This window comes from Streptomyces sp. NPDC101393, from assembly GCF_044767385.1.
Taxonomy (GTDB): Bacteria; Actinomycetota; Actinomycetes; order Streptomycetales; family Streptomycetaceae; genus Streptomyces.
In genome coordinates this window covers 106766-125643 of the sequence record NZ_JBIWNU010000007.1, presented here as the reverse complement: position 1 = coordinate 125643, position 18878 = coordinate 106766, and the positions used below count along the sequence as shown (strand labels likewise).

At 70.4% G+C, this 18878-nt stretch carries 15 protein-coding genes; 5 read left to right on the top strand and 10 right to left on the bottom strand.

From position 1 onward, the window contains the following. Positions 1-66 precede the first annotated feature (66 nt). Positions 67-3666 carry a lipopolysaccharide biosynthesis protein gene (locus ACIRQ7_RS22800; protein WP_404264665.1) on the top strand — a complete coding sequence of 1200 codons (3600 nt, stop codon included), beginning with the start codon at positions 67-69 and terminating at the stop codon, positions 3664-3666. A gap of 43 nt (positions 3667-3709) precedes the next feature. Here ACIRQ7_RS22800 and ACIRQ7_RS22795 read toward each other — a convergent pair whose 3' ends face one another. Continuing rightward, positions 3710-5032, bottom strand: a complete 1323-nt coding sequence (locus ACIRQ7_RS22795; protein WP_404264664.1) for a xylan 1,4-beta-xylosidase — start codon at positions 5030-5032, stop codon at positions 3710-3712. Between the two features lie 223 nt (positions 5033-5255). Between ACIRQ7_RS22795 and ACIRQ7_RS22790 the strand changes: the two genes are divergently transcribed. The 4 genes from ACIRQ7_RS22790 to ACIRQ7_RS22775 all read left to right on the top strand — a co-directional run bounded on the left by ACIRQ7_RS22790 (position 5256) and on the right by ACIRQ7_RS22775 (position 10313). Then, positions 5256-6368 (top strand): DUF5925 domain-containing protein, encoded by a 1113-nt coding sequence (locus ACIRQ7_RS22790; RefSeq protein ID WP_404264663.1) that lies wholly within the window; start codon positions 5256-5258, stop codon positions 6366-6368. 565 nt (positions 6369-6933) lie between these two features. Beyond that, on the top strand, positions 6934-7656 hold the full coding sequence (locus tag ACIRQ7_RS22785; RefSeq protein WP_401473751.1) for a hypothetical protein: 723 nt from the start codon (positions 6934-6936) through the stop codon (positions 7654-7656). A gap of 715 nt (positions 7657-8371) precedes the next feature. Continuing rightward, complete coding sequence (locus ACIRQ7_RS22780; RefSeq protein WP_404264662.1) at positions 8372-9310, top strand: trypsin-like serine peptidase; 939 nt, start codon at positions 8372-8374, stop codon at positions 9308-9310. A 70-nt stretch (positions 9311-9380) separates the two neighbouring features. Next, the gene (locus ACIRQ7_RS22775; RefSeq protein WP_404264661.1) at positions 9381-10313 is read left to right on the top strand and encodes a hypothetical protein; all 933 of its coding nucleotides are present in this window, start codon (positions 9381-9383) and stop codon (positions 10311-10313) included. Between the two features lie 264 nt (positions 10314-10577). Here the strand turns inward: ACIRQ7_RS22775 and ACIRQ7_RS22770 are convergent, their stop codons facing one another. The 9 genes from ACIRQ7_RS22770 to asnB form a co-directional block, all read right to left on the bottom strand. Next, positions 10578-11144: a TlpA family protein disulfide reductase gene (locus ACIRQ7_RS22770; protein WP_404264660.1), complete on the bottom strand. Its 567-nt coding sequence runs from the start codon at positions 11142-11144 to the stop codon at positions 10578-10580. Next, the gene (locus ACIRQ7_RS22765; protein ID WP_404264659.1) at positions 11141-11596 is read right to left on the bottom strand and encodes a hypothetical protein; all 456 of its coding nucleotides are present in this window, start codon (positions 11594-11596) and stop codon (positions 11141-11143) included. The genes ACIRQ7_RS22770 and ACIRQ7_RS22765 overlap by 4 nt, the downstream gene beginning before the upstream one ends. A 90-nt stretch (positions 11597-11686) precedes the next feature. After that, positions 11687-12901, bottom strand: a complete 1215-nt coding sequence (locus tag ACIRQ7_RS22760) for a hypothetical protein (RefSeq protein ID WP_404264658.1) — start codon at positions 12899-12901, stop codon at positions 11687-11689. A gap of 88 nt (positions 12902-12989) precedes the next feature. Then, positions 12990-13367, bottom strand: coding sequence for a hypothetical protein (locus ACIRQ7_RS22755; protein WP_401473768.1), 378 nt, complete (start codon positions 13365-13367; stop codon positions 12990-12992). Positions 13368-13502: 135 nt separating this feature from the next. Next, positions 13503-13796, bottom strand: a complete 294-nt coding sequence (locus ACIRQ7_RS22750) for a LuxR C-terminal-related transcriptional regulator (RefSeq protein ID WP_404264657.1) — start codon at positions 13794-13796, stop codon at positions 13503-13505. 735 nt (positions 13797-14531) lie between these two features. Next, a complete protein-coding gene (locus ACIRQ7_RS22745; RefSeq protein WP_404264656.1) occupies positions 14532-15494 on the bottom strand; it encodes a pirin family protein in 963 nt (320 codons plus the stop codon). Between the two features lie 19 nt (positions 15495-15513). Then, positions 15514-16290 carry a dimethylargininase gene (ddaH, locus tag ACIRQ7_RS22740; protein WP_404264655.1) on the bottom strand — a complete coding sequence of 259 codons (777 nt, stop codon included), beginning with the start codon at positions 16288-16290 and terminating at the stop codon, positions 15514-15516. Positions 16291-16295: 5 nt separating this feature from the next. Further along, positions 16296-16685 (bottom strand): GntR family transcriptional regulator, encoded by a 390-nt coding sequence (locus tag ACIRQ7_RS22735; RefSeq protein ID WP_401473779.1) that lies wholly within the window; start codon positions 16683-16685, stop codon positions 16296-16298. A 165-nt stretch (positions 16686-16850) separates the two neighbouring features. Beyond that, the gene (asnB, locus tag ACIRQ7_RS22730) at positions 16851-18701 is read right to left on the bottom strand and encodes an asparagine synthase (glutamine-hydrolyzing) (RefSeq protein WP_404264654.1); all 1851 of its coding nucleotides are present in this window, start codon (positions 18699-18701) and stop codon (positions 16851-16853) included. Between the last annotated feature and the right edge of the window lie 177 nt (positions 18702-18878).

The following is an 18878-nucleotide window of genomic DNA, read 5'->3' as shown; positions in this document are numbered from 1 at the left end:
GCGGGAGGGGTCCGGTGGGGAGAGACGTGCGGTCCGCCGATGGCGGAAGGAAGGGCAGCGAAACCAGTGTCTGACACGACCACCCGGTCCGGGGAGCGGACGGAACCGGAGCGGCGGGGGGACGGCCGGGAGCCGGGCGCCCCGGCGCCGAGCGGCCGGAGCCCGCTGTTCCGCAACGCCTACGCCCTGATGCTCAACACCGGTGTCTCCGGGCTGCTCGGCCTGGGATTCTGGCTGGTCGCGGCCCGCTTCTACACGGAGGCCGCGGTCGGCCAGGGATCGGCCGCGATCGCCGCGATGAAGCTGCTGGCCGGGCTGACGGCACTGACGCTGACCGGCGCGCTGGCCCGCTTCATCCCGGTCGCCGGGCGCGCCACCGGCCGGCTGGTCGTGCGTACGTACGCGGGAAGTTCGGCCGTGGTGGCCGTCGCCGCCACCGTCTTCCTCCTCACCCTCGACCTCTGGGGGCCCTCGTACCGCTTTCTGCACGGTCCGCTGAACGGCCTCGGCTTCCTGCTCGCCGTCGTCGCCTGGTCCCTGCTCACCCTGCAGGACGGGGTGCTCACGGGGCTGCGCAGCGCGTGGTGGGTGCCGGTGGGCAACCTCAGCTTCTCCGCGGTGAAACTGGGGCTGCTGGTGGTGTTCGCGGCGGCGATCCCGACCGCGGGGGTCTTCGTCTCCTGGGTGGCGGCGATCGCGGTCTCGGTGATTCCGCTGGGTCTGCTGGTGTTCCGGCGGCTGATCCCCCGGCATGCGGCGGCCACGGCGCGGATCGCCCGGCCGCCGTCCCGGGGGGAGTTGGGCCGCTTCCTGGCCGGTGACTACACCGGTTCGCTGTTCTCGCTCGCCGTGGTCTATCTCGTACCGGTACTGGTCGCCTCGCAGGTCAGCGCGGCGGACAACGCCTACTTCTACATCACGACCGTGATCGGCGGCACGGTCAATCTGCTCGCCATCAACATGGGCGCCTCACTGACCGTCGAGGGGGCGCACGATCCGGCGCGGCTGGCCCAGGACACCCGGGCCGCGCTGCGGCGGATGGCCCGCATCATGATCCCGGTCTGCGGCTTCCTGTTCGTTCTCGCGCCGTACCTGCTGGGCGTGTTCGGCCCGGGATACGCCCAGGCGGCGACCCCGCTGCTGCGCTGGCTCGCGGTCGGCGCGGCACTGCGGGTCGTCATGGAGGTGTACTTCGCGGTGCTGCGCGCGCAGAGCCGCACCCTGGGGCTCGCCTGGCTGCAGGGCCTGTTGTGCGTCCTGGTGCTGGGGCTGACGCTGTTGCTGCTGCCGCGGATGGGGCTGACGGGGGCCGGTGTCGCGGAGATCACCGGCCTGGCCGTGATCGTCGCGATCGCCGGCCGGCGGCTCGGCCGGGTGCTGCGCGGCCGCCCCGCCCCGCAGTGGGTCCGGGCCCCCGCGGACGGGCCGGCGCCGGACGGTGACCTCGCGGACCTCGCCGTGCACGGCGACCTCGGGGATGCGCCCGGGGCGGGCGTCGCGTACGGGGCGGACGCGGCCGGCGGGCCGGACGACACCGACAGGGCAAGCGGATCCGGCGGTTCGGGCACGGAGGTTCTCGCCCGCCTCCGCTCCCGATGGGCGGCCCGCTCCCGTTGGGCGCCCGCCTCCCGTTCGGCGGTCCGGGCGGTCGGGCCCGTCGTGGGGGTCTGGTGCCTCCTCGCCGCCGCCCTCGCACTGTTCTGGCTGCCGCTGCGGGGCATGGGCGACGCCGATCTGGACCGGATGAACGGGCTCGGCCTGATCTCCGTGCTGCCCGCGGCCACCCTGCTCGGCGTCGCCCTGCTCGTGACGGCTTTCGGCTGCGCCCTGTGGCTGCCCCGGCCGCAGCGTGTCCTGCTGACCGCCGTCCTCCTGCTGACGGTGGTGGCGCTGCACGCGCTGCCGGCCGTATTGGAGACCGAGCCGCGTTTCGCCACGGCCTGGCAGCATCTCGGCTTCCTCGACTACCTCGGCAGGACGGGCTCCGCGGTCCCGGACCTGGACGCCCGCTGGAGCTGGCCGGGGTTCTTCGCCGGGGTGCAGTTCCTCGCCGAGGCGTGCGGCGTCACGGACTTCACCGAGGTGCTGCGCTGGTGGCCACTGACCGTCCAGCTCCTTTATCTCGCACCGCTGTTCCTGCTGCTGAAGGCGGTACGGGCGAGCTGGCGGGCGAAGTGGTGCGCGGCCTGGATGTTCGCGCTGTGCGGCTGGGTGGGCCAGGACTACTTCTCCCCGCAGGGCTTCACCTATCTCTTCTATCTGGCGTTCGTGGCGATCCTGTTGGTCTGGTTCCGGGCGGCCCGCCCGCTGCCGGACGGCGGCCCCGAGCCGCGCGGCGGCCGCCGGCCGGCCCGGCAGCCGGGCGAGGCGGAGGTACGGCCGGCCGGCCGCGGTCAGCTCGCCGCGCTGCTGGCCGTGGTGGTCGCGCTGTTCGCCGCGTCGGTGGCGGGTCACCAGCTCACCCCGTTCGTGATGCTCGGCGTCCTGACCGTGCTGGTGCTCGCCCGCCGCAGCACCCTGCGCGGGCTGCCGCTGCTGCTCGGCGTGCTGGTCGCGGCCTGGGTGGGGTTCCTGGCCGAGCCCTACTGGTCGGGCCACTTCGACGAGCTGTTCGGCGGGATCGGCGGCATCGGCGGCAATGTCTCCTCCTCCGTGACGGACCGGATCGGCGGCGGCGACAGCACCCACAAGCTCGTCCTCTACGCCCGGGTGGCGCTGGCGGGCGGCGTGCTGGCACTGGCCTGCTGGGGCGTACTGCGCAGGCGGGCGGCGGGCTTCACCGAACGCGCCCTGCCCGCCCTGGCCTTCGTCCCGTTCCTGGCCTTCGGGATGCAGTCGTACGGCGGCGAGATGGCGCTGCGGGTTTTCCTGTTCGCCCTGCCCGGTGCCTGCGTACTGGCGGCACTGGCCCTCTTCCCGCGGGACGGGACCGCCCGCCGCGGCCTCGGCCCGCTCGCCGCGCTGCTGGCGGGGCTGGTGCTCGCCCTGGGATTCCTCGTCGCCCGCTGGGGCAACGAACCGTTCGAGCGGATCCGACCGGGCGAGGTCGCGGCGATGGACTACGTCTACGCCCATGACCGCCCCACGGCCCGGCTGCTGTGGCTGACCGACGACCCGGTCGACAACGTCACGCCCGCGATGCCCTGGGGCGCCAAGGACATGGAGCGGGTGCTCTACGAGCCGACGCCCGCGCCCCGCGACCCGGCCCTCGTCGCCCCCGTCGTCGCGTCCCTGCGGGATGCCGGCCCGCAGTCGTACCTCATCGTCAACCACGGACAGTCGGAGTCACTGCGACTGGACGCGGGCTACCCGGCCCGCTGGGAAGAGCGGCTGCGGGCCGCCCTGGACGCCCGCCCCGACCTGCGCCGGGTGCTGTCCAACGACCATGCGGCGGTGTACGAGCTGAAGCAGCGGCCGCCGGGGGCGGCGCCGGCGCCCCGCCCCGGACCGGTCGGCCCGCAGGTGACCTGGAGCTGGTGGTCGGTGACCGGCGCGCTGGCCGCGGTGGTGCTGATCGTGCTGCTGACGGCCCGCGAGGTGCTGCGGGTCGCCACCCCGCCGGACGCACGCCAACAGCGCCGCCTGCAGATGTCGTTCTGGTTCGCGATGCCCCTGCTGCTGCTCTTCCTGGCCTCGCTGGCCCAGCGCTTCCTCACCATGTCCTGACCGCCCGGCCCGCCGCCCCTCCCCTGCTGCTCCCCCGCTTCCCCTATCTCGTCAGCCACCGCACCTCATACCCGCCGAGCGTCACATCCTCCTTGCCGACCGTCGCCTCCACCCGGCGGCCGGTGGTGTTGACGATCAGCGCCGTACGGGCGTCGGCCAGCACCCGCACCTTCGTGAGGTCACCGCCCGCCACCTCGACGCCGATGTCCTGCAGCCGGACCCCGGGCGGGAAGCTGCGCGAGAAGCGGGACAACAGGTCCATCATCGGCAACTTGGCTCCGCCGTCGGACAGTTCGGTGCTGCGCCACAGGCATCCCGGGCAGTCGGCGCCCTCGTTCTGCGGGTTCCAGTAGAGGCCGCCGGAGGCGCCGCCCCGCACCATCTCGATGAGGGCGGCGGCCTGGGCCGCGGTGCGTTTGCGCTCGCTCCAGCCGTCGCGGTCGTCGCTCTCGTCCGCGACCTCGACGTACCACTCCGCCCACCACAGCGGCAGCCCGGTCTCCTTGCGCACCCAGCGCCCCACATCGGCGAACTTGCGGGTGGCGGCGAACGGGTCGGGGGCGTAGTGATCGTCCTTGCTGTAGCTGGAACCGTCGACGACGAGGAAGTCCGCGCCGCTCTTGTGGCGGTTCCAGTACGCCAGGGCGTCGAGGGTGCGCTGGTCGACGCTTCCCCAGGGGCCCTTCAGCGCGGAGGCGTAGGTGGTGTCCCCCGGTACATAGCTGTCCATCACCAGATAGGGGCCGCCCACCTGATTGTCCTGGTCCGCCTTCTTCAGCTCGCGGTGGACGAGGTTGTAGAGCCGGGTGTAACCCTCGTAATTCCAGCGGCCCTTGGCGTCGTCGAAGAATCCCTTGAATTCGTTCCAGACGATGAAGTGCCGGATGTCCGGGTAGCGCCGGGCGATCTTTCCGGCGAGGGCGGCGAAGTCCGCGTAGTGCGAGGGGTCGGGGGCCTTCTCCAGCGTGCCCCAGTCGGTGTGACCCGCCGCGCCGCCCTTCATCCAGTCCGGGGCGCAGCACAGGGTCAGTACGGGCGTGCCGCCGGTGGCACGGATCAGCGCGACCCGGCGGTCGAGGTCGGCGAAGTCGTAGCGGCCCGGGGACGGTTCGGGGTTGTCCGCGCCCCAGCCCATGATGTGCTGGTTCTGCGGCATCGGGACGTCGGACAGCATCCGCGCCGCCCGCTCGGTCGCACTGTCGGCGCCCTGGTCGGCGCTGAACTGGGTGTGGGTGAACCCCCACCCCACGACGGGCCGCACGGCCCCGGGGCGCGCCGGATGCTTGTGGTCCGCCCCCTGCCCGTCCGGGCCCCCGCATCTCGCCAGCAGTGCCGCCAGCACCGCCATCCCGGCAAGGAGGGCCATGACCGCACTCCGCCCCTTCCGGAAGGCGCGTTGCCGCCCTCCCGGTTGCCGGCCTTGCCCATCCCGCCCCTGACGCTCCCCACCAAGACGTCGCACAAGATGTAAGGGTAGCCATCCTTCCGCCCGGAAAGCCCTTTTTCTGGGTAACAGTTCATTTCCGCCCCCGGGGAAACGCCGGGATAATGCGTGTACGCGGGGCGGCGGCGTGACAGATCATGACGGCATGTGTGCCGATCACGTCCAGCCGCCCGCCGCCGAGGAGTCCCTTCCGATCCGTCTGAACCTGGACGACAGCGATTCCCCCTCCGATGTCGTCGACGCCCTCTTCCTGGGGCGGTTCGCCACCGGCGACCAGCCGTACGCCCGCAGTCGCTCCGTGGACCGGGTGAAATCCGGCCTGACGCTGCTGCCGGCCGGTGCGCGGATCCTGCGCTCCGCGCGCGACGACGACCGCAGCGCCACGCTCGCCGAGGGCGACGGCTTCACCCTGCTGATCTCCCGCTGGAGCCAGGGTGCCGATGTGACCGTCACCGCCGTCACCGATGAGCTGGCCGAGAAGGTGCTCGGGCAGTCGACGGACGGCGCGGAGGACGAACCGGAGCCGCAGCCGGAGAATGTCGCGATGGGCTTCTGGTACTTCTCACCGCGCCGCGGCCCGCACCGCACCTCGCGGCAGATCTCGGCGGGCACCTGGGAGGAGATCCGCCCCAACTACACCGCGCCGGTGGCCGATGCGATGGACCGGCTGATGAAGGTGTCACCCGACGAGATCGCTGGCCGGCTGCTGTTGCTGCACGGCCCGCCCGGCACCGGCAAGACCTCCGCCCTGCGCACCCTGGCCCGCTCGTGGCGGGACTGGTGCCAGGTGGACTGCGTGCTCGACCCGGAACGGCTGTTCAACGACGTCGGCTACCTCATGGACATCGCCATCGGCGAGGAGGACAGCACCGGCAAGGGACGCTGGCGGCTGCTCCTCCTGGAGGACTGCGACGAGCTGATCCGCGGCGAGGCCAAGCACACCGCGGGCCAGGCGCTGTCCCGGCTGCTCAACCTGACGGACGGCCTGCTGGGCCAGGGCCGCAAGGTCCTGGTCGGCGTCACCACGAACGAGGACCTGGAGCGCATGCACCCCGCGGTCGTCCGTCCCGGCCGCTGCCTGGCCCGTATCGAGGTCGGCCCGCTGACCCGTACGGAGTCGGCCAACTGGCTCGGCACGGACGAGGGACTCGGCCGCGACGGCAGCACCCTCGCCGAGCTCTACGCCCTACGACGCGGCACCCGCCCGGCATCGGTGCCGGCCCAGGACGCGGGGGCGGATGCGGGGCTCTACCTCTGAGCACGGGCGGGGGCGGGGGGCACGGCCATGGGCGGCGCCGCGCTATCCGGAGGGCAGGGGCAGCGGTTCGTGTGCGCCCCTGTACCGCAGGACGCCGCTGCTGAGCCGTGTACGGCGGTGTGCTGCCGGGCGTCCCGCGGACGCGACGGGTGAAGGGCCGCCGGTGTCCCTTCGGGCACTGCCTCACAGGTCACTGCCCGAAGATCCGATACTCAACTGACCTCCCGCTGCCTACCGTTGAGAGGGAGCAGAGACGGGGGTCACCGGATGCGAAGATCACGCATCGCACCACGTGCGGGTATCGGGGCAGGGCTGACAGCTCTGGCCGGAGCATCAGGAGCCCCGCGCCCGGCATGACGTCAGCTACCGCCACCACGAGGCGCTGATCGGCAAGAAGAAGGCGTTCGCCGGGTCGGGGCCCGAGGGGCGCGTCGACAGGGCGTTCCTGTTCGGCTTGCGGCGGCAGTGCGCCAAGCAACCAGGGAAGACGGCAGCGCACCGCGCCAACTGCCGCACCACAGCGAAGTCGTACCACGACAAGGTCAGCCAACCCAAGGAGAATTCCGTGAAGCACACTGCTCGCCGTACCGCCACCGTCCTGGTGTCCGCAGCGGCTGCCGCTGCGGTCATCGCGCCGTCCGCGCACGCCATGGACACCACCCAGAAGGTGGCCGAGACGAAGCAGGCTGCTGTCGCCGCCCCGGCCAAGAGCAAGCTCACCGTCGGCGGATACGTGTCGTACCTCAAGCAGCACCGCCAGAACAGCACGCTGAAGGCGTTCAAGGCGCTGCCGAAGAACAAGCAGGCCACCTTCGTCAAGCAGCTTCAGGACCGCAAGGTGCTGAAGGCGTTCACCGGGTCGCTGGCCGGGACGAAGGCGAGCCGCGCCAAGAAGGTCACCCGCCACAACGGCGCCGTGTCGTTCGTGAGGGAGGTGTCCGTCAAGCGCGGGGTGAAGGCCCGAGGCTGGAACACGCAGATCACCAGCCGGTTCACGGAGCGGATCTACAACATCCCGGTCACGTCCACCACGACGTTCGTGAAGTATCAGGCGAAGAAGAACCCGACCATCAAGGACGTCGGCACGAAGGTGAAGAACGTCAACGCGGCGTTCAGCATCCGCAGCATCGACACCGAGCCCGACACCCGTGGCCCGAAGGCACAGTTCACGTCGAAGATCGTGGCGGCCCCGAAGGTCCGATCGGCGGGCAAGGGCAACCTGCTCAAGGCCCACTCGGTGACCGGCACCGCGAAGGCCGCTTTCCAGACCCGGCTCGCCAACTCCTAGGACCCACTGGATCGCGCGTCCCGCGGAAAGGGCCACCCCCCAGGCCCTTTGTCCCTCGTCATGGGGCAGCCGGCCACGCCGGTTGACTGCGGGACGTGTCACCGGCCCTTGAAGCTTCCCCCGTTGCCTTCCAGGGCCGAGGGACGGCCGCTGCCCCTGTGGGGGGTGCAGCAGGCTGACGGAGAGGCCCGCACCGCTACCTGATCGGGTGGTGCGGACCTCTTCGTGTGCTCGCGGCCAGGACCCGGCGCCGCAAGACCGGCGCAGCTGAGGAGTAGGTTCCGGCTTACCGGCCGAGCAAGAAGGAAGCCCCGGCCCGCGTGCTTGCGGGCCGGGGCCTTTTGTGTGGCGGCATCGCTCGTGACGCCGTGCACGGCATACGCCCCGGTGACGAGTTCCTCAACGGCCCGGAGGCGGGTGGGGGCCTCCCGGTGGTGCCAGATGTTCGTGCGGTCGGCGAGGCGGTCCGCGGCGTCGCCGGCGTCAGGTTCCAGCGGCGCGGCAGGTAGCCCCCGCCTTGCACCCCGACCACGCGGTCACGGCCACCATCACGGCCCCCACCGCCACGCTCCGCCATATTTCTGCCTCATGAGGCCGCGTATCCCCACACCCTGCACCCCGCCTCACTTGCCCCTTTGGCCAATATCGCCACCCGGGCATCGTCACTTACGGTCAACGCCGCACCACAAGCGCAAAGATCCGGGAGAACCACGCCATGCGCACCAAACGGGGTATACCGCTCGTCGTTACCGCGACCCTTTCCACGGCTCTGCTCACCACCACGCTCACCCACGCCGCCGAACCCGCACCCCGCAGAGGCTCCCCCGCCTCCCCCGCGCCCTCCGTCACCACGGTCAACGCCGGAGAGAGATGGACCGCCAAGGCCGCGGCTGCCTACTGGACACCCCAGCGGATGGCCGGGGCCACACCCGAAACCTCCAAGGGCGCCGCGCCGCCCACAAGTGCCGCCGAGCTGAAGGGGAACAAGGCCTCCTACTTCAGGGGCACCAGCACCGTCGGCACGTTCTTCTACGAAAAAAACGGTAAGCACCGGTTCTGCTCAGGAAGCGTGATCAACAGCCCTCGTAAAGACGTCGCCCTGACCGCGGCGCACTGCACCTACGGCAGCACAAAGAGCGCCTTCATCCCGAAGTACAACGGAGCCGCCAAGACCAAGGCCCCTTACGGGTACTTCCCCGTCAACAGCTGGTTCCGGGACAAGTACAACCCCAGGAACAACCGAACCTCCAGCTACGACTACGCGTTCGCCCGCCTGGGAACCAACAGCAAGGGCAAGAGGGTGCAGCAGGCCACCAAAGCCGCCCTCACCCTGACCGCAGCCAAGGGCTTCCGGCACAAGGTCACCGTCATGGGCTATCCCAACTACCAGCACAACAAAAAGGGACGCCCCATCTTCTGCCGCACCTCCACCCAAAAGCTCACCGGATACAAGCAGATGCGCATGAGCTGCGCCGGCTTCTACGGCGGGACCTCCGGAAGCCCCTGGGTCGTCGGCTACAACAAGAGGACGGGCACCGGCCGCGTCATCGGCAGCCTCGGCGGACTGGGGAAGGGCGGACCCAATCACCGCATCTCCTACGCCCCCGCCTTCGGCAAGTTCGCCTTCACGCTCTTCCGCGCCGCCAAGAAGTAGGCAACCTTCCCGGTCCCACGGCCATCTGCCCCTACACAGCAGCATCCTGTACTCACCGACCCGAGGAACGATGACCCCATCACGCGCTGCCCTCGCCACCACCGCCGCCCTTCTGACCGCCCTCACCGCCGGTAGCGCCGGAACCGCCCTCGCGGACGACCACTCCGGCGAACTGTCGATCACGAGCGCCACCGACACCACGGGCAAGGACTCCTCCTTCCACCCCGGCGAAGAGGTCGAAGTCACCGCACTGCCCGGACTCGTCGCCCTGTCGGAGGACGGCGACCTGACCGTCGAATCACCGGCCTTCTCCCACCCCGCCAAGCTGACCGGCGCCAAGAACACATCCGTCGGAAAGGTCAAGATCCGCTGCGGCACCGAACCCGGCACCTACAAAGCCAGGATCACCGGCCACGACGACGCGCCCGCCATGAAGGCAGGTGACGGAAGCACCACCCTCGAGGTCACAGGTGGAACCGGCAAGAACTGCAACGACGCGGACGATTACGACGACGGCAGCGAACTGCGCATCACCAGCGCCACCCACAAATGGGGCGAAGGCGACACCTACCGAAAGCCCCCGCCCTTCGCCCCCGGCGAAAACATCAGCGTCACCGCCCTACCCGAACTCAGCGCCATCGCGAAGAACGGCACCCTCACCGCCCGGTCCCCTGCCTTCGCCCGGCCCCTCAAGCTGACCCGCGACAAGAAGCAGTCCATCGGGCAGGCACAGGTGCCCTGCGACGCCACACCAGGCAGCTACAAAGTCAAGATCACCGGCCACCCCAACGACCCCGTCATGGACACCGGCGCAGGCCGCACCACCATCGAGGTCAAGGCAGGCTCCACCAAGAACTGCGCCGACCACAGCAACCAACAGGCACAGGGCGCCAAGAACGACAACGGATCCAACACCGCCCTCATCGCCCTGTCCGCCGGCGGAGCGGCAGTCCTTGCAGGCGCGGTATTCACCTTCTCCCGCCGCCGCAACACCACCGGCTGACCCCCACCGGCTCCGCACCCTGCCCCCGCACCCACCCGGCGCGGGAGGGAAGCGCGCACCCGGGACCAACACCGCCCGGAACCTGGCCCTTTGGCCACCACCGCCACACCGGCCACGTAGCTGCCGTGACCGACTGCGAGCGAGCGTGCGGATGATCGGGCGGGGCAGGAGGGGCAGGGAGGGCTGCGCAGCGCGGCGGAGCACCGCTGCACATGGCCAGGCGCTCCAGGCGGGTTCAGGGCACGGCGCGCCGCGGCTGGGCGGTTACGGCTTTTCCTTGATGAGGCGCTGGGTGATGGCGGTCAGACGTCCTTCGGTGATGGTTCCGGAGACGGTGGCCGCCAGGCGTCCCTTGCGGTCGATGAACGCGGTGTACGGGAGGAACTGGGGGTTGAACTCGCCTCGGGGCATGCGCAGGATCTGTTTTCCGTTGCGGTCGGCGAAGCTGGGGTAGGTCAGCTTGAACTCGCGGATGAAGGACCTGGAGGTGTCCTGGTTGTCATCCTGGGTCAGGCCGATGACCTGGACGTTCTTGGCGTTCTTGTCCTGGAAGCGCTGAAGGGCGGGGGTCTCGGCGCGGCAGGGGCCGCAGGTGAAGGACCAGCCGTTGAGGACGACGACCTTGCCCCGGTAGGTATTGAGCTTGAGGGTCTTGCCGGTCATCAGGTCGGGGGCGGTCAGGTTGGGGGCGACGGGCCGGTCCTGGGGGGCGCGGGTGGGCAGGGTCAGACCGGTGCCGGGTTCGATCTTGGGCGGCGTCTCGGAGCAGCCTGCCAGCATCAGGCAGGCCAGGGCGGCGGCGCCGGCGGCGAGAGTGCGGGGTGTGGTCACGGGCGCACCCCGTCGAGGCGGTAGCGGGCTTTGATGACGGCCTGGAGGTGACCGGAGCGCCAGGCGGACAGGCCCCAGGCTGCCGGAATCTGCAAGGTGAACATGCCCCAGAACCACCACATGGCCATGCCGTCCAGGAGGGCGGCGTCGAGGCCGGCGCCGGGCAGGGCCTGGACGAGGCCGAAGACAGCCAGGTAGAGGATGCCGTCGGTCAGGACGGCCAGAGCGCGGGGCAGCGGCGTCATCAGACGGCGGGCGGTGGCCAGGGTCAGGGTGCAGATGGTGAGGAAGGCCACCTGGGTCAGGGCCCAGGATGCCGGGTCGCCTCCGGTGAGGTTGGTGTCCTCGCCGAATCCGGCGGTTCCGGCGACGGTGACGGCGATCCCGACCGCCCACGACGGGAAGGTGATCCACAGTGCGTAGGGCAGGGCGCTACGCCAGGGCGTGAACATGCCCGGGCTCCTTTCCGGCCCACCCAGGCCGGGCGGGCTGCTCAGCAATCATCCTCGCATCGTGGGCGGTTGAGGTGGGGAGGGGGTCGGTCAGTACCCTCCGCTGTTGCCGATGGTTCCGCGTTCGCAGGCCTTGGCGAAGAGGCATTCGAGACCGCTGAACTTGTGGGTGCTCATGCGGGACTGGTGGACGGTCCGGGTCGTGTGCTTCTTGCCCTTGACGCCGTAGAGGTACATCTCGTGGTCGGGGGCGGGCTTGTATGTGCCGGAGACGTAGAAGTCGCCGTTACGGGCGAGGCGGGCGTTGAAGACGACGCCGATGCCGGCCTTGCGCATACCGGACTTGGGGCAGAAGGGATCGGTCGCTTCGACGACGCCGCGCACGGCGCGGTCCTTGCCGTTGTGGCGGGTCATGGCCTTGAAGGTGATCTTCTTGTAGGAGGCCTTGCGCTTGGCGACGTACTTGCCCTTTTTGGTGTAGACCTTGGTCCAGCCGGTGCCGCGCTTGTAGGAGTACTTGGACTTGTTCCAGTTGATGACGGCGCGGACTCCGGCGCGGAAGTGGGGGCCGGAGACCTTGCGGCTGAAGCCGCGTCCGTCGCCACGGTACTTGTAGTTGCTGCCGTACTTGCAGCCTGCGGGTTTGCTGATGTAGCTGGGGACGGTGACCCACTTCTGGCGGATGAAGGAGCGCCAGTTGATGACCGTCTTGGTGTACTTGCGGGCCTTGGCTTCGAGGCCTTCGGCGGTGGCCTTGAGCGTCTTGGTGGAGTCATTGACCGGGACGGTGGCGTCCAGTCCCCAGGTGTGGCCGAGGCCGCCGGCTTCGCCGGTGATCTGGTAGCCCGCCTCGCTTCCGGGGCGGATGCCGGTGTCGCGGAAGCTGTTGGTCTTGGTGGTGGCCAGCACCTTGCCGTTGCGGGTGACGGTGTAGCTCTTCGCGCCCAGGTCGGGCCAGGACAGGTCCACGAACTTCGAGGAGGCGGCCCAGGCCGCGCGTTCCTTGGGGTTGGGCGAGTTGGCCATGGTGGTATCGGCGATGACCTGCCCGGCGCCGGGCTTGGCCAGGAGCTGGCTGGTGGTGGCCTTGCCGTCGTAGGTCGCCAGAGACCGTATGCCGTGGTGGGCGGCCGGGGCGCGTCGGCCGGTGGGGGTGAAGGTCCCTGCGGCCGCATCGAGGACGAACGCGGCCTTGGGGGCGTCGGGTCGGGGCTCGGTGTCGGCGGCCTGTGAGGTGGCGGCGGTGGCGAGCAGGAGCAGGGGAAGGGCGGCGGTTATCGCGGTGCGGGGCAGGTTGGGGCGCACACCATCTCCGGTGGATTGTGGGGGCTGGGGGACGGCGCGCCCCAGGGCCGTTGCTCACAACATGTCCCTGGGGCACGCTTGTTGGCGTCTAGCGGACGCCGATGTCCACCTTCTTGCCCTTCTTGGGGTACTTGAGGACGACGTAGTACTTGCCTGCGGAGACCTTCTTGAAGTCGGTGAGCCAGCAGACGTACTTGTCCTTGTGCCTCATGGAGAAGACCTTGGGGTCCTTGCCCTTGACCTTCTTGTAGGCGGTGGCCGTGAAGGTGGTCCTGCCATTGCCCTTGATGCAGACCGTCAGGAAGCGCTTGCCCTTCTTGACGTGGTGGGCGCCGGTGGTCTGGGTCTTGTTGCCGGTGGTCTTGTAGGAGTGCTGCCAGGCGAGGGCGTCGCCGGCTCCTCCCAGACCGATGGTGAGGGCGAGGGCGGTGGCGCCTACGCCTTTGGCGATGCGGTGGTTGGCCATCGGGTTCCCTTCCTGTGTTCGTGTGGAAGGGGACCGTAGCCAGGATGATCTTGGTTGGGGAACGTCCCTGGGGGCAGTGCCCCAAAGGGCGGGTCCCTGTGGGGCAGTGCCCTTCGGGGAGGGCGGCCAGGCGGATCAGCGGCGGGCGGAGCAGGGTCCGGGTGAGTCGGTGGCCTGGTGGGGGATGCCGTTGAGGATGACGCGGCAGCGGGTGTCCGGGCAGAGCTGGGCGTGGACGAGGACGGAGATCACGGAGACCTGAAGACGTGTTTCCTGGCCGAGCTTGAGGAGGATGCGGGAGATGTGGGCCTTGACCGTTCGTTCGGCGATGCCGAGGGTTTTGGCCAGTTCCCTGTTCGAGGGACCTCCCGCCAGGTGGAGGAGGACCTGCCGCTCGCGGTCGGTGAGGCGGTCGATGTCCCAGCTCATCTCGAACGGCCCCGCGGTGTCGCCGCTTCTTCGAAGCAGGCACTCTCGTGCGTCGTGGTCATGGTTTTCGCTGGTGGGAGCGGAGCGTTTCACAAGCGGTCGGCTTTCTGGCGCGCGCTGGTCCCAGCGAAGCCCCGTGCCCCGGTTGTGGCGCGCGCCGGTTTCGACCCTAGCGGCGCCGCGTGGCAGGTACATGGACTTAACGAATGCGGAGTGTCCGGAAGTTGCCCCTCCCGAAGGGGAAGTGCCCCTGTGGGATGGGCCGTTGGGGCAGTGCCCGAAGAGGCAATACCGGAACGGTGTGCGCTCCACGTAGGCTCGGGATGACCAAGGGACCGACGTCGTACCGGAGTTGCTCATCGGCACTGTCATGACCCGCCGCGTCGGTACCGCTGTGGCAGCCGGTGCCGCGACCGCCGTCGTTTTCGCCACGCCCGACCGCTTCCGCGGCGACCACGATCCCGGCCGCGCCTGCTTCGACGTCATCGTCGGTGGAGGCGACGAAGCCTGCGAAGCTGACGGTCACCTCGGGCAAGACCGCCTACAAGGCGCAGCTCGCCAACCGCTGAGCTTGGCGGTGACCGGCCCCCGTACGGCCCCCCTGGCTGACCTGATCGCTTGAGGTCGGCCACATGTGGGCGGCGCTGATGGCGACCGCTGCTCTCTTCACCGCGGGACATCCCCAGAGGCCACGGCCACCCCGCGCGACCACGATCAACCCGTCATCACCGCAGGTCAGCGCGCCCTCCCCCGTGGCTTCAGCGGCAGCGGCGGGAGTTCCGGGGCGGACAGCGGGGCGCCGTCGTAGCCCTGCACCTTGCCGAAGCGGGAGCCGTCGGTCCAGTCTGCGCGGGCCTGGGCGATGTCCTCGTGGGTGCGGCCGATGAAGTTCCACCACATGACGATGTCCTCCTCGAACGGTTCGCCGCCGAGGAGCATCAGACTGCTGTCGGAGTCGGCGCGCAGGGGCAGCTCGTTGCGGCCGCAGCCCAGGTAGAGGAGGGCGCCGGGGGCCAGGCGGATGCCGTCGATCTCGCTCTCGCCGGAGATGGCCAGGGCCGCGTACTCGAAGTCGGGATCGACCGGCAGACGGGTGTCCGTGCCGGCGGCCAGGGTGAGGTCGGCGCCGACGAGCGGGGAGTAGGTGGTGCCGGGTGAGGTGGCGCCGGCCAGCTCACCGAGGATGACGGTGGCGGACAGGCCGCCGCCACCGCTGATCACCGGCAGCTCGGCGTGGTGCTCGAACGCCGGGGCGGCGTCGCGGTGTTCGCCGGGGAGCGCGACCCACAGCTGGGCGCCGTGCAGCAGCGGGGCATGGCCGTGCGGCGACTCCTCGGAGTGCGCGATGGCACGGCCCGAGGTCATCAGGCCGAGTTCGCGCGGGCGTACGGTCTGCACACTGCCGAGGCTGTCGCGGTGCAGCACCTCGCCCTCACGCAGCCAGCTGACGGTCTGCAGGCCCATGTGCGGATGCGGTGGCACCTGCATTCCGGGCTCGTCGGCGATGTCGTCGGGGCCGTAGTGGTCGACGAAGCACCAGGCCCCGACCATCCGTCGGCCGAGGTTGGGCAGCAGCCGGCGGACGACGGTGCTCTCGCCGAGCGGCACGAGCTTGCCGGGCTGGACGTCGCGTACCGGGCCCGTACGTCCGTTCCCCCCGCACAGGTTGGGCGCGGGTTTGAGATCGAGATTGCTCATACCGCCACGATATGCGCGTTCAGGCATACAGCTCGCGCAGGCGTACGGACAGGCATGTCACACAGCCCTCCAGTTTCTCGAACTCGCCGATGTCCACGAGGACGGGCTGATATCCGAGATCGGTGAAGAGCTGCGCGCTGCGGGGCGCGGAGGCGGCCATCAGCAGCTTGCCGCCGCCGAGCAGGACGACATGCGCGCCGGACTCCTCGGGGACCGGCAGGAACCGCCCGAACACGCCGGGGTCGTCGACCAGCGGCGGGTGGCCGATGACGGTGCCGTCCGGCAGGGCGGTCACCGCGGATTTGAGGTGCAGCACCTTGCTGACGGGTACGGCCACGACCCGGGCACCCAACGGTTCGAAGGCGGAGCGGAGTTGGCGTACGCCGTCGGCGTTGGTCCGGCCGCCGCGGCCGACGTAGACGGTGTCGCCGATCTTCAGCACATCGCCGCCGTCGAGGGTGCCGGGAGCCCTGACCTCGTTGAGGGAGCAGCCGAGCGCGCGGGCTGCCTCGCGGGCCGCGTCGGCCTCGGGCTTGCGGGGGTCGGCGCCGGGGCGGGCGATGAGGGCGACATTGCGGAAGACGACCATGGTGTCCTCGACGAACACCGCGTCCGGGCAGTCGTCGGCCGGGTCCACCTCGGTGGTCTGCCAGCCGTGGTCGCGCAGCACCTGGACGTAGCGCTCCCACTGGCGCAGCGCGAGCGCGGCGTCCACCGGCCGGCGGTCGATATGGGTGACCAGGCCCTCGGCGATGCGGGGTCCTGGGCGGCGTACGAGTGCCTGCTGGCCGGGCATGGGGATCAGCCTTCCGAAGGGTAGGTGGCGCGCAGCGCGTCCTCGACCGCGGCGAGGGCGGCGCGCCGGTCCAGGCCGAGGCGGTGGGCGCGCCGCGCATAGGTCTCGGCGGCCGCCGCTGCTTCCTTGTCGGCGGCCTCGCCGGCCGCCGCGATGAAGCTGCCGTTGCGGCCCCGGGTCTCGATCACGCCGTCGGATTCCAGGGCGCGGTAGGCCTTGGCGACGGTGTTGGCGGCCAGTCCGAGGTCCTCGGCGAGGCCCCGGACGGTGGGGAGTTTGTAGCCGACGGGCAGACCGCCGTCCCGGGCCTGGCCGGCGATCTGGGTGCGTACCTGCTCGAACGGCGCCTCGGTCGCATCCGGGTCGATGGTGATCGTCAGGGTCTGCGGTGGCACGGGGCGCTCCTGGTGCGGGTGGAGGTGCTGGCGGGCGGGTGCGCGTTCGTCGCGCCCATTGTGCGCCAGGAGCGCCCGTGGTGCCGGGGCGGGGCGGTACGCCCAGGAGGGTGGCGTGCGAGGTCACACCCCCGGGTCACACCCCGGATCGCACCGCCGGGGGGGTCACAGCTCCAGTGTGGTGCCGGTCGTCCGCAGCCAGGCGTTCATGCCGAGGATCAGCTCGGCGCCGGGGCGGATGTCGGACGTCGCGCCGTCGGCGGTGGCCTCGGCCGCGGCCACCGAGTTCAGCAGCGGCTGCACGGGGGCGTCGCGGTCGGCGACCACGCCCTTGAGTCCGGTGCGCAGCGCCTCGCCGTAGCGCGGGTCCTGGGTGCTGGGGTAAGGGCTCTTGACCCGGTCGGCGACCAGGTCGGGCAGCACATCGCGGGTGGCGGCGCGCAGCAGGGACTTCTCCCGGCCGTCGAAGGTCTTCATCGACCAGGGGGTGTTGAAGACGTAGTCGACGAGGCGGTGGTCGCAGAACGGGACCCGGACCTCCAGGCCGACGGCCATGCTGGCCCGGTCCTTGCGGTCGAGCAGGATCTGCACGAAGCGGGTCAGGTGCAGGTAGCTGATCTCGCGCATCCGGCGCTGGAGTCCGGTGTCGCTGTCCAGATACGGCACTTCGGCGAGCGCCTCGCGGTAGCGGCGGTCCTCGTAGCCGGGCAGGTCGAGCTTGCCGAGCAGGCCGCGGTCGAGGAGTGCCTCGCGGGTGGCGTTGCCGCCGGTGAAGCGTCCGGAGACGCCGGCCGCGATCCAGGGGAAGGTGTCGGCGTTGACGGTCTCGGGGTCGTGGAACCAGCGGTATCCGCCGAAGACCTCGTCGGCCGATTCACCGGACAGCGCGACGGTCGACTGTTCACGGACGGCCTTGAACAGGAGGTAGAGGGAGGTGTCGCCGTCGCCGAAGCCGTTGGGCAGGTCACGGGCGGCCAGGACGGCGGCGCGGTGGCCGGGGTCCATCAGGGCGGCGGTGTCCAGCACGATGTCGTTGTGGTCGGAGCGTACGTGCTCGGCGAGGGCGTGCGCGTACGGGCCGTCGGGGGTGCCGCGCAGGTCATCGGCCTTGAAGTTCTCGGTATAGCCGGTGAAGTCGACGGCGAACGAGCGGACCGGGCCGCTGCCCTGGGCGGCCAGCGCCTTGGCGGCGAGCGCGGTGATGGCGGACGAGTCGAGGCCGCCGGAGAGCAGGGTGCACAGCGGGACGTCGGCGATCAGCTGGCGGGCGACGATGTCGTCGAGCAGCTCGCGGACGTGCGCGACGGTGGTGTCGAGGTCGTCGGTGTGCTCACGGGCCTCCAGCGCCCAGTAGCGGGTGGCCTTCACCCCGCCGCGGCCGACCTTGACGATATGGCCGGGCCGGACCTCGTGCATGCCCTTGTAGACGGCGTGGCCGGGGGTCTTGGTGAAGGTGATCAGCTCGGCGAGGCCCTCGGCGTCGACGGTGGGACGCACCGAGGGGTGGGCGAGGATCGCCTTGGGTTCGGAGCCGAAGAGGACGCCGTCGTGGGTGGGGTGGTAGTAGAGCGGCTTGATGCCCATCCGGTCACGGATCAGCAGGAGTTCTTCGGTCCGCGGGTCCCAGAGCGCGAACGCGAACATGCCGTTGAGCCGCGCGGCGAAACCCTCACCCCATTCGAGGTAGGCGTGCAGCACCACTTCGGTGTCGCTCCGGGTGCGGAAGGCGTGGCCCAGCTTCTCCAGCTCGGCGCGGAGTTCGCGGTAGTTGTAGACCTCACCGCTGTAGGTGGTGACGATCAGTGTGCGGCCGTCGTGTGCGACGGACATGGGCTGCTTACCGCCGTCGATGTCGATGACCGCGAGCCGGCGGTGGCCGAACGCGGCGTGTCGGTCGAGCCAGATGCCGGCGGCGTCCGGGCCGCGGCAGGTCATGGTCTCGGTCATCGCCTCAAGTGTGGGGCGCTGGGTGGTGAGGTCGTTGTCGTAGGCGATCCATCCGGTGATTCCGCACATGCGGGCGGCTCCTTCTCCGTGGGCGGCGGGCCGCAGCATCCCGGCGACGGCCTGCGGTGGCGACCGTACGCCCAGGTAGTTGCAGAGGCCACCTATGCCGCGGAGGGACCGTCCGGAACGAGCCACGCGTTCCCCGGCACGGGGGAAAGGGACGGCAAATCGCGCACCCCACCGCGG

Bases quoted from the DNA above. Each gene is read 5' to 3' on its own strand.
- ACIRQ7_RS22750 (WP_404264657.1), bottom strand. From the start codon at position 13,796: ATGAGCTGGGACATCGACCGCCTCACCGACCGCGAGCGGCAGGTCCTC.
- ACIRQ7_RS22780 (WP_404264662.1), top strand. From the start codon at position 8,372: ATGCGCACCAAACGGGGTATACCGCTCGTCGTTACCGCGACCCTTTCC.
- ACIRQ7_RS22745 (WP_404264656.1), bottom strand. From the start codon at position 15,494: ATGAGCAATCTCGATCTCAAACCCGCGCCCAACCTGTGCGGGGGGAAC.
- ACIRQ7_RS22765 (WP_404264659.1), bottom strand. From the start codon at position 11,596: ATGTTCACGCCCTGGCGTAGCGCCCTGCCCTACGCACTGTGGATCACC.
- asnB (WP_404264654.1), bottom strand. From the start codon at position 18,701: ATGTGCGGAATCACCGGATGGATCGCCTACGACAACGACCTCACCACC.
- ACIRQ7_RS22795 (WP_404264664.1), bottom strand. From the start codon at position 5,032: ATGGCCCTCCTTGCCGGGATGGCGGTGCTGGCGGCACTGCTGGCGAGA.
- ACIRQ7_RS22755 (WP_401473768.1), bottom strand. From the start codon at position 13,367: ATGGCCAACCACCGCATCGCCAAAGGCGTAGGCGCCACCGCCCTCGCC.
- ddaH (WP_404264655.1), bottom strand. From the start codon at position 16,290: ATGCCCGGCCAGCAGGCACTCGTACGCCGCCCAGGACCCCGCATCGCC.
- ACIRQ7_RS22790 (WP_404264663.1), top strand. From the start codon at position 5,256: ATGTGTGCCGATCACGTCCAGCCGCCCGCCGCCGAGGAGTCCCTTCCG.
- ACIRQ7_RS22775 (WP_404264661.1), top strand. From the start codon at position 9,381: ATGACCCCATCACGCGCTGCCCTCGCCACCACCGCCGCCCTTCTGACC.